The 13,386-nt window shown below is 61.2% G+C and carries 14 protein-coding genes and 1 tRNA gene; 10 read left to right on the forward strand and 5 right to left on the reverse strand.

Annotated features, from left to right (window positions below; translation table 11 throughout):
- The first annotated feature begins 405 nt into the window (after positions 1 to 405).
- The gene (locus tag AWB77_RS01140) at positions 406 to 1,551 is read left to right on the forward strand and encodes a branched-chain amino acid ABC transporter substrate-binding protein (protein ID WP_008352302.1); all 1,146 of its coding nucleotides are present in this window, start codon (positions 406 to 408) and stop codon (positions 1,549 to 1,551) included.
- 59 nt (positions 1,552 to 1,610) lie between these two features.
- Here AWB77_RS01140 and AWB77_RS01145 read toward each other — a convergent pair whose 3' ends face one another.
- Positions 1,611 to 2,834, reverse strand: coding sequence for an MFS transporter (locus AWB77_RS01145; protein ID WP_061133104.1), 1,224 nt, complete (start codon positions 2,832 to 2,834; stop codon positions 1,611 to 1,613).
- A gap of 637 nt (positions 2,835 to 3,471) precedes the next feature.
- On the opposite strand from AWB77_RS01145, the gene AWB77_RS01150 reads away from it, so the two are divergent.
- On the forward strand, positions 3,472 to 3,777 hold the full coding sequence (locus tag AWB77_RS01150) for an H-NS histone family protein (protein WP_061132561.1): 306 nt from the start codon (positions 3,472 to 3,474) through the stop codon (positions 3,775 to 3,777).
- 186 nt (positions 3,778 to 3,963) lie between these two features.
- Positions 3,964 to 5,148, forward strand: a complete 1,185-nt coding sequence (locus tag AWB77_RS01155) for a cation diffusion facilitator family transporter (RefSeq protein WP_061132562.1) — start codon at positions 3,964 to 3,966, stop codon at positions 5,146 to 5,148.
- A 7-nt stretch (positions 5,149 to 5,155) separates the two neighbouring features.
- Here AWB77_RS01155 and AWB77_RS01160 read toward each other — a convergent pair whose 3' ends face one another.
- The 3 genes from AWB77_RS01160 to AWB77_RS01170 all read right to left on the reverse strand — a co-directional run bounded on the left by AWB77_RS01160 (position 5,156) and on the right by AWB77_RS01170 (position 6,987).
- Positions 5,156 to 5,614 (reverse strand): Lrp/AsnC family transcriptional regulator, encoded by a 459-nt coding sequence (locus AWB77_RS01160; RefSeq protein WP_008352298.1) that lies wholly within the window; start codon positions 5,612 to 5,614, stop codon positions 5,156 to 5,158.
- Positions 5,615 to 5,710: 96 nt separating this feature from the next.
- The gene (locus tag AWB77_RS01165) at positions 5,711 to 6,346 is read right to left on the reverse strand and encodes a 3'-5' exonuclease family protein (RefSeq protein ID WP_061132563.1); all 636 of its coding nucleotides are present in this window, start codon (positions 6,344 to 6,346) and stop codon (positions 5,711 to 5,713) included.
- Positions 6,343 to 6,987 carry an MBL fold metallo-hydrolase gene (locus AWB77_RS01170; protein WP_061133105.1) on the reverse strand — a complete coding sequence of 215 codons (645 nt, stop codon included), beginning with the start codon at positions 6,985 to 6,987 and terminating at the stop codon, positions 6,343 to 6,345. The genes AWB77_RS01165 and AWB77_RS01170 overlap by 4 nt, the downstream gene beginning before the upstream one ends.
- Positions 6,988 to 7,653: 666 nt before the next feature.
- Between AWB77_RS01170 and AWB77_RS01175 the strand changes: the two genes are divergently transcribed.
- Positions 7,654 to 8,262 carry a septal ring lytic transglycosylase RlpA family protein gene (locus AWB77_RS01175; protein WP_061132564.1) on the forward strand — a complete coding sequence of 203 codons (609 nt, stop codon included), beginning with the start codon at positions 7,654 to 7,656 and terminating at the stop codon, positions 8,260 to 8,262.
- A gap of 52 nt (positions 8,263 to 8,314) precedes the next feature.
- Here AWB77_RS01175 and rsmI read toward each other — a convergent pair whose 3' ends face one another.
- Positions 8,315 to 9,196, reverse strand: coding sequence for a 16S rRNA (cytidine(1402)-2'-O)-methyltransferase (gene rsmI / locus AWB77_RS01180; RefSeq protein ID WP_061133106.1), 882 nt, complete (start codon positions 9,194 to 9,196; stop codon positions 8,315 to 8,317).
- Positions 9,197 to 9,276: 80 nt separating this feature from the next.
- Here rsmI and AWB77_RS01185 point away from each other — a divergent pair, with 80 nt between their 5' ends.
- The 6 genes from AWB77_RS01185 to trfA all read left to right on the forward strand — a co-directional run bounded on the left by AWB77_RS01185 (position 9,277) and on the right by trfA (position 13,190).
- Positions 9,277 to 9,630, forward strand: coding sequence for a YraN family protein (locus AWB77_RS01185; protein WP_061132565.1), 354 nt, complete (start codon positions 9,277 to 9,279; stop codon positions 9,628 to 9,630).
- A gap of 103 nt (positions 9,631 to 9,733) precedes the next feature.
- Entirely contained in the window at positions 9,734 to 10,321 is a 588-nt protein-coding gene (locus tag AWB77_RS01190) for a phosphoheptose isomerase (protein WP_061133107.1), read from the forward strand.
- Positions 10,322 to 10,344: 23 nt separating this feature from the next.
- Positions 10,345 to 11,151: a BON domain-containing protein gene (locus tag AWB77_RS01195; protein ID WP_061132566.1), complete on the forward strand. Its 807-nt coding sequence runs from the start codon at positions 10,345 to 10,347 to the stop codon at positions 11,149 to 11,151.
- Positions 11,148 to 11,492 carry a c-type cytochrome gene (locus tag AWB77_RS01200; RefSeq protein ID WP_061132567.1) on the forward strand — a complete coding sequence of 115 codons (345 nt, stop codon included), beginning with the start codon at positions 11,148 to 11,150 and terminating at the stop codon, positions 11,490 to 11,492. The genes AWB77_RS01195 and AWB77_RS01200 overlap by 4 nt, the downstream gene beginning before the upstream one ends.
- Before the next feature lie 69 nt (positions 11,493 to 11,561).
- Positions 11,562 to 11,637, forward strand: a tRNA-Ala gene (locus tag AWB77_RS01205).
- 581 nt (positions 11,638 to 12,218) lie between these two features.
- Complete coding sequence (trfA, locus tag AWB77_RS01210; RefSeq protein WP_082852568.1) at positions 12,219 to 13,190, forward strand: plasmid replication initiator TrfA; 972 nt, start codon at positions 12,219 to 12,221, stop codon at positions 13,188 to 13,190.
- Positions 13,191 to 13,386: the final 196 nt, after the last annotated feature.

Here is a 13,386-nt window from a genome sequence, read left to right on the forward strand (position 1 = left end):
CGCGCTAAAAACGAGCGTTAAAAACCGGCTAATGATGCCGACAGGCGGCGATTATCGACGCGTGTCTACCGAACTCGAATGACGGTCAAACCTTTGCGCGCCGATGTCGCGGAAACCCGCATGTACAGGGCTTCTTCGCGCGAACACCACCACAAACGGCGGCGCATCACAACTGGCCGTTAATCGGTAGTGACACCAGTATCTTAAAAAACTTCCCTAAATTAATTTGACAACCCTACACTTGCGCGCAGTGCGGATGGCGGCTGCCACGAACGGCCTGCCGGAAGAACTTGCCAAGTGCATGACGATGCATCCGGCGTGGTCGTCCACGGGACTGAGCGATCGTGATGAAAGACGGGGCACAGGGCGATTACGTTGTTTTTGGGACCGAAACTGGAGACTTACATGAACACCAAGCTTCACAAACTGTTGCCGATCAGCGCCGCAGCCGTGCTGTTCGCTACGTTGGCAACGTCCGCAGCAGCCGACCAGGTCGTCAAGATCGGTCACGTCGCTCCGCTGACCGGCGGTATTGCTCACCTGGGCAAGGACAATGAAAACGGCGCGCGGCTCGCAGTCGAAGAAATCAACGCGAAGGGCCTGACGATCAACGGTCAAAAGGTCACGCTCGAACTCGACGCACAGGACGACGCAGCCGACCCGCGTACCGCCACGCAGGTCGCGCAGAAGCTGGTCGACGACAAGGTTGTCGGCGTCGTCGGTCACCTGAACTCCGGTACGTCCATTCCGGCATCGAAGATTTATAGCGACGCGGGCATCGTCCAGATTTCCCCGTCGGCGACGAACCCGACCTACACGCAGCAAGGCTTCAAGACGACGTACCGCGTCGTCGCGACCGATGCGCAGCAAGGCCCGGCGCTCGCCAACTACGCCGCGAAGAACCTGAAGGTGAAGAGCGTCGCCGTGGTGGACGACTCGACCGCCTACGGCCAGGGTCTCGCGAACGAGTTCGAGAAGACCGCCAAGTCGCTCGGCCTGAAGGTCATCTCGCACGACGCGACGAACGACAAGGCCGTCGACTTCCGCGCGATTCTGACGAAGATCAAGGGTGAGAACCCCGACGCCGTGATGTACGGCGGCATGGACGCGACCGGCGGCCCGTTCGCCAAGCAAGCCAAGCAGCTCGGCCTGCGCGCGAAGGTTCTCGCGGGCGACGGCGTCTGCACGGAAAAGCTGTCGGATCTGGCCGGCGACGCGACCGACAACGTCGTGTGCTCGGAAGCAGGCATGGCGCTCGAGAAGATGGACGGCGGCAAGCAATTCGCCGAGAAGTTCCAGAAGCGCTTCGGCCAGCCGATCCAGATCTACGCGCCGTTCACGTATGACGCTGTGTACATCATCGTCGACGCAATGAAGCGCGCGAACTCGACCGATCCGGCGAAGATCGTCGCCGCGATGCCGAACACGGACTACAAGGGCGTCATCGGCGAGACGACCTTCGATTCGAAGGGCGATCTGAAGCACGGCGTGATCTCGCTGTACAACTACAAGGGCGGCAAGAAGACGCTGCTCGACGTCGTGAAGATGTAATTTCCTTCGGGCTTCCAAGTCCAGAAAAGCGCGCGGTGCCGAAAGGCCCGCGCGCTTTTTCATATCTTCAGGCGCCTGAGAATGCGCGGTCCGATCGCGGTGATGACGAGGCAGCACGCCGCGACGACGCATAGACCGATCGGCAGCGTGCTGATCTGCGCGACGCCGCCGATCAGCACCGGCCCGAGCAGCAGCCCGAAATACGCGAGGCCCGCGACCTGCGCGAGTCCTTCGGCGGGCGTAACGCCTTCGACGCGCGCCGCTGCCGCGAACAGCACGGGCATCATGTTCGCGAGGCCGAGTCCCATCAGCGTGAAGCCGGTCATCGTGACGATGGTGTTGGGGAACACGAGCGCCATCGCCATGCCGATGAACGCAAGCCCTGCGCTGCCGAAGACGAGTTGCGGCGCGCCGAAGCGCGCACGCACCGCGTCGCCGCCGAAGCGCCCGGCCGCCATGCCGCCGGAAAACGCCGCGTATGCCGCGCTCGACACCGACGGCGTGGCCTCGACGACATCGCGCATATAGACGGTCGCCCAGTCGTACATCGCACCTTCCGCGATCAACGCGATGAGCGCGAGGCCGCCGAGCGCCCACAGCGCGCCCGAACGCCAGCGATTCGACGACGACGCCTTCGCGTGTTCGTCGTGATGCGGCACGTGCGGCAGCACGGCGGGCATCGACACGAGCAGCACGATGAGGCTCACGCCCGAAGCGAGCGCGAGATGCGCGGCGGGCGCGAGTCCGTGCGCGAGCAGCGCCCCGCCGACGGCCGCGCCCGCCATCCCGCCGATGCTGAACATGCCGTGCAGCGACGACATGATCGGCTGCGCCAGCGCCTGCTCGACGGCGCTCGCTTCGGCATTCATCGCGACATCGAGCGTCGCCATGCCGAAGCCGAAGATGGCCAGCACGATCAGCAGCATCCAGTAATACGGCGTCACGAGAATCAGCGAGCCGCAGAGCATCATTGTGATGCCGCCCGTCAGGCAGGCCGTGCGCGTGCCGGCGCGCGCGATCCACGATCCGGCGGTGAGCATCGCGAAGATGGAGCCACCCGCGACCGCGAGGAGCGCGAACGAGAGCATGCCGGGGCTCAGCGCGAATTTATCGCGCACGGTGGGCACGTGGACGCCCCACGACGCGTACATCATGCCGGCGATGAAGAATACGGCCATCGTCGAATAGCGGGCGCGGGCGCGCGTGGCGTGCGGGAGGCTGCGATGCAATGCGAGCGTCGGATTGGACTCGCAGGCGGCGGAGGCAGTGGTCGAATCGGACACGGAAAAATAGGTTCTGAAGTTGCGCGAGAGGCGAGGCAACCGGACATGTTGCCATCGGACGCGAAGGCTTTCGATTCTATCGAACGGCCAGGCGACACGCTCGGCTCGCTGCGTTACAGTTTCCCGCGCGCATGACTAAACGCTTTACACTTATTCCGATGCGCGGGCGGCCCTGTTGTTTGCCCGCACTCGCAATCGTTTTACATTCGATTACCTCGAACTGACATTTGAAGATCGAAGGCGGCTTCCATCAAAAGGCGCCGAGCGTAAAGGGCGAATTGCGAAGGCGATAAATCCGAGTTGTTGCGTCCCGATTTAGCCGGATAGCGTACACGGGCGGAAAACATCGTCGCAAGTTGCCATTTCATGAAACTTTCCCGCCGCCCGATTTGTCTTGCTTTCATGAGATGCGAGCGTGAAGTACGAATGGAACCTTTTAATGCGATATCTCGGCCCTTCGAAGTTTGTGAAAGTTCGGCAATTGTTACGAAGAAAATTGCTAAACTTTTATTGCGTGGCAATGCGCACATGCCGCGATATTGGGAAGTGTGTTAATCTGCCTGCCAGTCCGGGGCTATACTGATAATCAATAGCGAGCTATCGACTCGCAAGCCAGCAAACCACTTAGGAAATTGCCATGCCTTCATACAAGGAACTCCTCGCTCAACGCGAGTCTCTCGAACGTCAGATTGAAGAAGCGAAGTCGCGCGAATACGCTGAAGTGCTTAATGAGATCAAACAAAAAATGGCGGATTATGGGATCACGCTTCAGGAACTGGCTGGCGGTCGGGGCGCGAAAGGCGCAAAAGCCGCGCGCAGCAGCCGTTCCGGCGTGGCGCCGAAATATCGCGATCCGGAGAGCGGCAGTACGTGGTCCGGTCGCGGCAAGCCGCCAAAGTGGATCGCCGGGCAAGATCGGGATAATTTTCTGATCGGCAAGTAACACTGACTTGAATCATGCACTCCAAGCCGCGTTTCGTAACGCGGCTTTTTATTTGCGCGACATCAATCAACGGTTCGTCCTTCGTGGCTTAAGCCGATGATTCTTAAGAAATCAGCTGCTCGGCCGGCAACAACGTCCGCATCCGGCTGATAAAATGCAGAATCATAAAGCCCGGGGTTAGATTACATGCCGCTTTCGACTGCGCACGCTGCAGAAAAGCAGAATGTCGCCCGACGAACGACGTGGACGAGCATTGCGCTGAATAGCGGGCTTACGACGGCACAGCTCATCGTCGGCTTTCTTGCGCATTCTCAGGCATTGATCGCCGATGGCATTCATTCCCTCGCGGACATCGTCTCCGATTTTATCGTGCTGCTCGCCAACAAACACGCGGGAGCCGCGCCGGACGTCGACCATAACTACGGTCACAGCCGCTATGAAACAGTCGCGTCATTATTCCTCGGCGGATTGCTTGTCGCCGTGGGTGTCGGAATGCTTTGGCGCGCTGGCACGCGTATCGTCAACCTTCAGGATATTCCAGCAGTAAAGGCTAGCGCGTTGGCCGTCGCGCTTATCGTCCTCGTTTCCAAAGAGGCGCTCTTCCGTTATATGCTGCGCGCCGCCGAACGCGTGCGCTCGGCAATGCTCGTCGCGAATGCGTGGCACGCCCGTTCCGATGCCGCTTCATCGCTGGTCGTCGCGCTCGGCATTATCGGCAGTCTGGCGGGATTCAGAATTCTGGACCCGATCGCTGCCGCGCTCGTGGGCTTTCTGATCGGCAAAATGGGATGGACGTTCGCGTGGGACGCATTACAGGATCTTTCCGACCGCGCCCTCGATCAATCCACCACCGACGATTTACGCGCCATTTTGTCGGGCACGCCGGGTGTGCGCGAAGTGCATGAACTTCGCACGCGGAAAATGGGCGATCTCGCCATCGTCGACGCGCATATTCTCGTCGATCCGCTCATTTCGGTTTCGGAGGGTCATTACATTGCCGAATCGGCGCGCGCGAATGTGATGGCCGATACGCGTGTCATCGACGCGCTCATTCATGTCGATCCCGAACTCGATGAACTGAATCCGCTACCCGGCGATTTTCCGCTGCGCTCGACCGTGAGCGACGCGGTGCGGGCGGCGTTCGCGCAGCAAGGTCTATCGGTGGAGGCGTTGAACCTTCACTATCTGAGCAGCGGATTCAATGTCGAAGTCACGTTGCCCGCGCAGAACGCATCGGATACAGCGGCGCGTTTGAAGGCGATCGACCTCGACAAGCTCGGGCGCAAGGTCGGCGCGCGCGAAATCCGCGTCGCGCAAATGCTCGACCTTGCGCCAGCCACGGCGCCGACGCGTGCAATCGATACGCGCTGACGGCGTCTCAGAGCGGCAATTGCGTGTCGAACTTGATTTCGCGAAGCACGACGCTCGTTCGCACCTGCGCGACGGCAGGAATCTTGAAGATGCGGTCGTGGAGAAACGCGTCGTACGCCTTGATATCGGGCGCGACGATCTTGAGGATGTAATCCGATTCGCCGGTCGTGCTGTAACACTCGGTCACTTCCGGGCAGGTTGCGATCTCGCGTTCGAATTGCTCGACGCCGCCTTCCGTGTGCCGCGTGAGGTGAATATGCGCGAGCGCGCAGACATGCAGGCCGAGCTTCTCGCGATCGAGCAGCGCGGTGTAGCGCTGGATCACGCCCGATTGCTCCATGTCCTTGATGCGACGCCAGCACGGCGTGCTCGACAGACCGACCTGATCGGAGATCTCTTGAACCGAACGGCGCGCGTCCAGTTGCAGAAGACGCAGGATTTTTTGTGAGAACGTGTCGAGAGTCAACTGCGCCTCCGTTCGGTCGCGATTTGACTCTAATGGTAGAGGCGCCGGAAAAGAAACGCAATGCAAACGCGGCCGGCCTGAGGGAGTTTCCCTAACTCACTGCCCTGACGGCGCGGTTTTACCTTCGCTGTCCGCGCCGGATTCTTTCGATGCGGCGGCCAGCTTCGCCTGCGACGTGCGCAATTCGGCGAGCATGTTGCAGAAGAGCGCACCTTGCTCGATCGCGTCGTCGAGCGCGACGTGCGTATGCGGCAACTCGTCGAACCAGTGTTTCGGCAGACGCGGCTTGATCGCCTTGCGATAAGGCAGACCGGTCATCGCGAATGCGAGCGTCTTGATGTCGAGCGCCGACCAGGAGAACGGGCAACGTTCGGCGAATCGCATCATGTACCAGAACATATAGGTGAAGTCGAAGCCGGCCGGATACGCGACGAACACCGGCTTGCCCGGCAGCGCCTCCACCCATTCGACGTAGGCCGGCAACGCGCTTTCCGGCTTTTGCAGATCCTTGCGGCATGCGGCCCACGCGTCGGGCTGCGTCTTCCACCACGCGGCCTGCACCGGATGCGGCGCTGCGCCCTCGAGCGTTTCGAGATTCGCGGAGAAGGTGCCGATGAGCTGCTTGTCGGCCGTGAAGGCGGCGGACGCGAAGCTGAGCATCGAATGCGGGCCGGGGATCGGGCCATCGGCCTCGACATCCGTGCTGACATAGATTTCGGGAATCGCGTTCACGCTGTCACTCCGTCGCGCACGAACGGATTGGTGCGCCGCTCTTCGCCGAATGTCGATGCAGGGCCGTGACCGGGAACGAAGGTGACTTCGTCGCCGAGCGGCCAGAGTTTCTCGCGAATCGAGCGGAGCAGTTCTGCGTGATTGCCGCGCGGGAAATCGGTGCGGCCGATGGAACCCGCGAACAGCACGTCGCCGACAAAGGCGATCTTGTGCGCGCGGCTGAAGAACACGACATGACCCGGCGTGTGGCCGGGGCAGAAGTACACTTCCATCGACTCGTCGCCGAACTGCACGGTGTCGCCGTCGACGAGCCAGCGCTCCGGCGTGAACGCCTCGGCATTCGAGAAACCGAAGCGCTGAGTCTGCGCGGGCAGCTGATCGATCCAGAACGCGTCCTCTCGATGAGGTCCTTCTATCTGTATGCCGTAGTGGTCCGCGAGCGCTTTGGCGCCGCCGCAGTGATCGAGATGGCCGTGCGTCAGAAGAATCTTGTCGACTGTCACGCCCTGACGCGCGACTTCTTCGATGATGCGCTCGATGTCGCCGCCCGGATCGACTATAGCGGCGCGGCGGCTCGACTCGCAGATCACGATGGAACAGTTCTGCTGAAAAGGCGTCACGGGAACGAGAATGACTTTCATATGACTGAGGTCGGAACGCGCGAGCCTGTAAAAACGCTCATTGTACCGGCGTCTCAGCATGCGCATCGCACACTGAATTACGCATGCTGTAAGTCTTGAGAACCGGCAATTCTTACGGTCATAGCGAAAATCAATGACGATTCGATGGGTCCGGCGAGACGAACCCCCAATTTTTTGTATAATGGGGATACTTGTGCATGCCGTGAAGCATGCCGTCAATAGGCGAAGGCCAAAACGCTAGTGCGTTTTTACAATCGCCGTCAGTACGCTGTTGGAGGCCAAAAGCCTCGCAATTGCAATTCAAGCATCTCCAGTAGGTGCACACGTCTTGTCCGGCCAGACGCCGCGCGTCTGTCAGATGGCCCTTGCAGCCGTCACGCCGGATGGGGCCTACGCCGCCGTTCCTGCGCTCATCCAGTTTTCCCAGCGCACGGACGTGAAGCCACGTTCGATGGCGGCTTGTGGGGTCTGGTCAGGCTGCCGGGGACAGGTTGCGCCAGACGTGAACAATAACCGGGCGTTTGCGGCACGAGTGCGCCGCATCCGAGCACAGTTCGCCGTTCGCTTGATCGAGCGGCGTTCTGCTTTGCACGGCAAAGCCTCGAGCAGCCTTGCGCGCGCAGACCAGCGCGGCGCGGCCGCTCCTTTTTCGTTAAAAACACGTCTATGAATGCTCGATTTATTCGACATGTCGGAAGCCTGCTAGCCGTTGTTGTGCTGGCCGGTTGCGCCGCGCCGGGTTCGGGCGATGTCGCATCCAATCCTCAGAAGGCAAACTCCTTCAGCACGAGCAGTGCCCGCTCGACGGCGCCGCTCGCTTTTGATTCGCACTTGTCCGCCGTGCCGGCCGACAAACCCGCCCAGCCCGCGCAGTCGCTCTCGGACGCCGAGCCGATCACGACCGGTCCGGACGCCAGCAGCTTCGAGCAGAAGGGCAAGGCGTCGTGGTACGGACGCATGTTCCATGGCCGCAAGACCGCGAGCGGCGAGAAGTTCAACATGAATGCGATGACGGCGGCGCATCGTACGTTGCCGCTTGCATCGTGGGTGCGTGTGACGAACGAGGCCAACCACAAGACGGTGGTCGTAAAGATCAACGACCGTGGTCCTTATGTGCATGGACGCGTGATCGATCTGTCGTATGCGGCCGCAGCGGTGCTCGGCATGCGCGGTACTGGCACGCAGAAGGTGAAGATCGAAGGCCTCTCACAGCAGGAAGCGCGTGCGGCGCGCGAAGAGCAGGCTCAGGCTCTCGCCGACGACAGCGTGAACTGATCGCGCTTCAGTTCTGGCAGTACCCGACGGGCCGTCTCGCGACGGCCCGTTTTCATTGCTCGTCGCGTTTTGCGAGTTTGAGCGCGCGTTCGTACAGCGCGTTGCGCGATGCGCCCGTCAAAGTCGCCGCGATGCGCGCCGCGCTCTTCACCGACAACTCTTCCAGCAGCGTCGAAAGCAGCGCATCGTGGGCGTCGTCGGCGTCTTGCGCTTCTGGCGCGCCTTCCACCACCAGAACGAATTCCCCGCGCTGACGATTGGCATCGCCTTCGAGCCACGTTGGCCCTTCGGCCAGGGTGCAGCGATGCAGGCTCTCATGTAACTTCGTCAGCTCACGGGCGATCAGCAATTGCCGTCCGCCGCCGAACGCCTCGCCGAGCGCGCGCGTCGTTTCGACGATGCGATGCGGCGCCTCGTAGAACACCAGCGCCATCGGATGATTCGCGAGCGCGCGTAGTTGCGTGGCGCGCTGCTTGGCCTTCGTCGGCAGAAAACCGACGAACGAGAAGCCGCTGACCCACGCGCCCGCCGCGCTGAGGGCGGTCGTGAGCGCGCTCGCGCCGGGCAGCGGAATGACCGGCAAACCGGCTTCGCGGACGGCATCGACGAGACGCGCGCCGGGGTCCGAGATGCCGGGCGTGCCGGCGTCGGACACGCACGCGATGCGCTCGCCGTGCCTGAGATGCTCGATCACGCGTTCGGCGGCGCTGCGCTCGTTGTGCTCGTGCACGGCGATCGACGGCTTCGAGATGCCGTAGCGCGCGAGCAATTGCGCGGTGTTGCGCGTGTCCTCGGCGGCGATGCGGTCAACGAGCGCGAGCACGTGCAGCGCGCGCACGGTGATGTCGGCGGTATTGCCGATCGGGGTCGCGACGACATAGAGCGCGCCCGTCGGATAGTGCTGCCCGGCGGCGAGTTCGGAGATCTGAAGCATGAGCGCGGGCATCGAAGGAAAGGACGTCATTTTGCCACGCGCGATTCGCCTCGCCCGCCGACAACTTTTATGGAGGCGTCGTGTCCAAAACGCTCGGCGATGTTTTCGAGTCGCACGCGCTCGAGTTTCTGCAGCGGCAACGCATGCGCCTCGTCGCGCGCAACGTGACGTGCCGCGGCGGCGAGATCGATCTCGTCATGCTTGATGAACGCGGCGCGCTCGTGTTCGTCGAAGTTCGCGCGAGAAAGAGCAGGCGCTATGCGAATGCAGCCGCGAGCGTCGATATGAAGAAGCGCGCGCGCATCGTGCTGGCCGCGCAGCATTTTCTCGCGACGTGGTGCGGCGCGATGCCGGCGTGCCGCTTCGATGTCGTCGCCTTCGATGCGGGCCGCATCCACTGGCTGTCCGATGCGTTTCGCGCCGACGAACCTTGAGCGCGGTTCATCGCATGATGCATGCGGTAAACTGCGCAACAACCGACGCTTTGAGCGTTCAAGCCACGTACCGCCGCACGTCGCGGCCGATGATCGAGAGTCGATGTCAGTCGAACGTATTCAACAGCAATTCCGCGACAGCGCGGCACTCAAAGTCGAAGCACTCGACGCGCTGGCGGTTCCAATCGCGGCCGCCGTCGACACGCTTTTCGGCGCACTCGCCAACGGCAACAAGATTCTCGTCTGCGGCAACGGCGGCTCCGCAGCCGACGCGCAGCGCTTTGCCGCGCAGCTGATCGGCCGCTTCGAGCGCGAGCGTCCGGGTCTGCCGGCGATCGCGCTGACGACGGACACATCGATACTCACGGCCATCGGCAACGACTATGCGTTCGAGCAGATCTTCTCGAACCAGGTCCGCGCGCTGGGTCAGTCGGGCGACGTGCTGCTCGCGATCAGCACGTCGGGCAATTCGGTCAATGTGCTCGCGGCGATCCAGGAAGCGCATGAGCGCGAGATGATCGTGATCGCGCTGTCGGGCAAGGGTGGCGGCGCGATGTCGGACGTGCTCGCCGAAACGGACATCCATATCTGCGTGCCGTCCGAGAGAACGGCGCGCATTCAGGAAGTCCATCTGCTGACCATTCATTGTTTGTGCGACGGCATCGATGCGATGCTGCTCGGAGACGACTGAAACTGAAAGGGGGAACGGAGTTGATGAACAAGACACGCGTCAAGGCGACGCTGGCTCAGGCCACGCTCGTGGTGAGCATGTTGTCGGGCGTTGCATTGACGTTGCAGGGTTGCGCGCTCGCGGTCGTCGGCGCGGCGGCGGGCGGCACGCTGATCGCGACGGATCGCCGCACGCTCGGTGCGCAGACAGAAGATCGCGAGATTCAGGTAAAGGCGCTTTCGCGGGTCAACGAGAATCTGCCCGATACGGCGCACGTCAACGTGACCGTGTTCAACCGGCGCGTGCTGCTGACCGGCGAAGTACCCGACGATGCCTCGAAGCAGAAGGCCGAAGCGGTCGTGCGCGACATCAACAACGTCGGCAGCATCGTGAACGAACTGTCGGTGCAGGGCGCTAGTTCGTATTCGTCGCGCGCGAACGATTCGTATCTTGAAGGGCGTGTCAAGACCGCGATGGTCGGCGAGAAGGATTTGCGCGCGAACTTCTACAAGGTCGTGTCCGAGCGCAGCGTCATTTATCTGATGGGCCTCGTCACGCAGGATGAAGGTGCGCATGGCGCGGATGTGGCCGCGCGCGTGCCGGGCGTCGAACAGGTCGTGAAGGTGTTTCAGTACATCAAGCCTGAAGAAGCGCAGGCGCTCGAAGCGGCGGCTGCGTCGGATGCGAGCGCGGTGTCTGCCGCGAGCGCGCCTGCTCCGGCGGATGCGACGGTCGGCACGGTACCGGATTCGGGCGTGACGTCGCGGCCGCTCGATATGCAGTCGCCCGCGCCTGTGAAGAATTCGGACGTGCGTCCGGGCAATGCCAGTCCGGCATCGGCGGTGAAATGAGGATGGGGCGATTGCTTTTTGGTGCGGCTATCGTTGTCGCGTCTTTTGGCGTGGGCGCTGCGGAGCAGCCGGTTTCGTCCGCGAATGCGATGTCGATCGCGCAAAGCAATGCTTGCATGGGCTGTCATGCGATCGATCGCAAACTCGTGGGGCCGTCGTTTCAGCAAGTCGCCGAGAAGTACAAGGGCGACGCGCAGGCGAGCGTGAAGCTCGAAAAGAAAGTGAAGAGCGGCGGCGCGGGAGTTTGGGGGGCGATACCGATGCCATCGCATCTGAAGATGAGCGATGCGGATATCAAAGCCGTCGTTGCCTGGATTCTTGCGGGGGCGCAGGGGAAGTAGGAATCTGTGGGAATCGTCCGAAGGGCTTTGATCGACGTCGATTTTGCTGTGGTACAATTTCGGTTCGTTGGGGGGGTAGCTCAGCTGGGAGAGCGTCGCGTTCGCAATGCGAAGGTCGGGAGTTCGATCCTCCTCCTCTCCACCACGAAATTGCTTTAGAAACAACGCACTACGTCTTGCGATGTAGTGCGTTGTTTTGCTTTCCGAAGCAGGTTTTTGCACACCAAGTGTGGCGGATTTGTGGCGTCACGTGGTGGTTGTATGAGCACACGGCTCATTGGTAGAAAACACTTTGCTTTTCTACCGAGATTTCACTGATCGTCAAAGTCAACCTTGCATACATCAGCCAACCAACGCCGCTGTGTGCACAAATGTGACATGGCGCAGAAAAAGAGCCATGTCCATGCAAGCCCTACTCACGGTCGATCAACTCGCAGAGCAACTACAGAAGTCTGTCGCTAGCATCCGTAGCGATGCGACGCGCAATCCCAAGTCCCTCCCGCCGATCTGCCGCCTTCCCAATACAAAACGCCTTCTGTGGCGCGTGGAAGATGTAGAAAGGTGGATTGGCCAGCACGTCGCCGATGAACCGTTCCCCGACGCCCCGGAACGGCCCTTTGCTGAAACGCGTCGACGGGGCCGGCCGACGAAAGCCGAATCGGTCGCGAAACGCACAAGTTGCGCCGACAAGCGGTGAGTCGTACCGCCGATGATCTGCGAGGCCGCATGACTCGCGCTGCCGTGCACGGACAAAGACCAGCAAGGAGCGGCGGCAAGCCGCTGCGCCACTCGGTCGATGCCCTAGTCGCACGTGTTGCAGAAATGGAGAAAAAGCACCGAGAGCGGAGCGTCCGTCAACAGCGCGACAGCGTGGCTCCAGCACCTCTTCTGTCCGACGTCGTCCAGTTGCCGCAATGGCCGGATATCGTGCGAGGCGTGCCAAACGGTTTTCTACGATCAGCACTGTTCGGCGCGATTGCCAAGGGGCACCGCCGCTATTTGTCGGGTGAACTGGTACCGACGCTTGACGGTCTCACAATTCTGTTCACTGGCGAACGCCTTGATCAGGGCGACCTCGACGTCTGGGAAAGCGTACTCCACATTGTGCGCCTTCAGTCGCTGGGAATACCGTGCCGCATGACGTCCTATTCGCTGTTGAAATTAATGGGCAAGACCGACACGGGCAAGAACCGTAAAGTGCTGCACGCCCGCATCCTTCGTTTGAGAGCTAATGCAGTAGAGATCATGCAGGAGGGTGGGTCGTACATCGGGGGTCTGATTGATGAGGCTTATAAAGACAGCCGAACACAAGAGTGGGTGATCGTAGTCAGCCCAAAGTTGCATACCTTGTTCGCGGCGGATCAGTTCACGCAGATCGACTGGAATGTACGTCGCGCGCTGGTCGGAAAGTCGCTTGCTCAATGGCTGCACGGCTTCTACGCAAGTCACGCGAAGCCATACCCTATGCGCATGGAAACACTGCTGAGGCTCGCCGGTAGCGAAGACGAGAGCACGAGCAGCGCGCGACAGACGCTACGCAAGGCACTTGATGCCTTGGCTGAGGCGAGCAAGGCCCACGGTCAGCAGTTCGACTATGACGTCCAAGGCGACCTCGTGCATATCGAAAAGAAGCCGACCGGGTCACAACGCCGACACCTGGCCAAGCGGCTTGAGGGGCAAATTAAAGCGATACGTTGATGCCGTTCTAGCACCTATCGAATTGCCGTTCCAGCACCTACAAGATACCGTTCCTTCGCCTACACTTTGCCGTTCCTACACCTAGCTCGTACCGTTCCAGCGCCTAAGCTATCCACAGGCCGAATGCCTCGCAAACCTAGCAACGGCGGAAGGTTCCAGCATTCGACTCGCAACACCTAATCTAGTTTTAATCTTT

It is taken from the genome of Caballeronia fortuita, assembly GCF_001544835.2.
Taxonomy (GTDB): domain Bacteria; phylum Pseudomonadota; class Gammaproteobacteria; order Burkholderiales; family Burkholderiaceae; genus Caballeronia; species Caballeronia fortuita.

Coding starts and splice junctions, on each gene's coding strand:
- AWB77_RS01140 (WP_008352302.1), top strand. CDS start 406: ATGAACACCAAGCTTCACAAACTGTTGCCGATCAGCGCCGCAGCCGTG.
- AWB77_RS01175 (WP_061132564.1), top strand. CDS start 7,654: ATGAATGCTCGATTTATTCGACATGTCGGAAGCCTGCTAGCCGTTGTT.
- AWB77_RS01170 (WP_061133105.1), bottom strand. CDS start 6,987: ATGAAAGTCATTCTCGTTCCCGTGACGCCTTTTCAGCAGAACTGTTCC.
- AWB77_RS01190 (WP_061133107.1), top strand. CDS start 9,734: ATGTCAGTCGAACGTATTCAACAGCAATTCCGCGACAGCGCGGCACTC.
- trfA (WP_082852568.1), top strand. CDS start 12,219: ATGACTCGCGCTGCCGTGCACGGACAAAGACCAGCAAGGAGCGGCGGC.
- AWB77_RS01200 (WP_061132567.1), top strand. CDS start 11,148: ATGAGGATGGGGCGATTGCTTTTTGGTGCGGCTATCGTTGTCGCGTCT.
- AWB77_RS01155 (WP_061132562.1), top strand. CDS start 3,964: ATGCCGCTTTCGACTGCGCACGCTGCAGAAAAGCAGAATGTCGCCCGA.
- AWB77_RS01150 (WP_061132561.1), top strand. CDS start 3,472: ATGCCTTCATACAAGGAACTCCTCGCTCAACGCGAGTCTCTCGAACGT.
- AWB77_RS01195 (WP_061132566.1), top strand. CDS start 10,345: ATGAACAAGACACGCGTCAAGGCGACGCTGGCTCAGGCCACGCTCGTG.
- rsmI (WP_061133106.1), bottom strand. CDS start 9,196: ATGCTTCAGATCTCCGAACTCGCCGCCGGGCAGCACTATCCGACGGGC.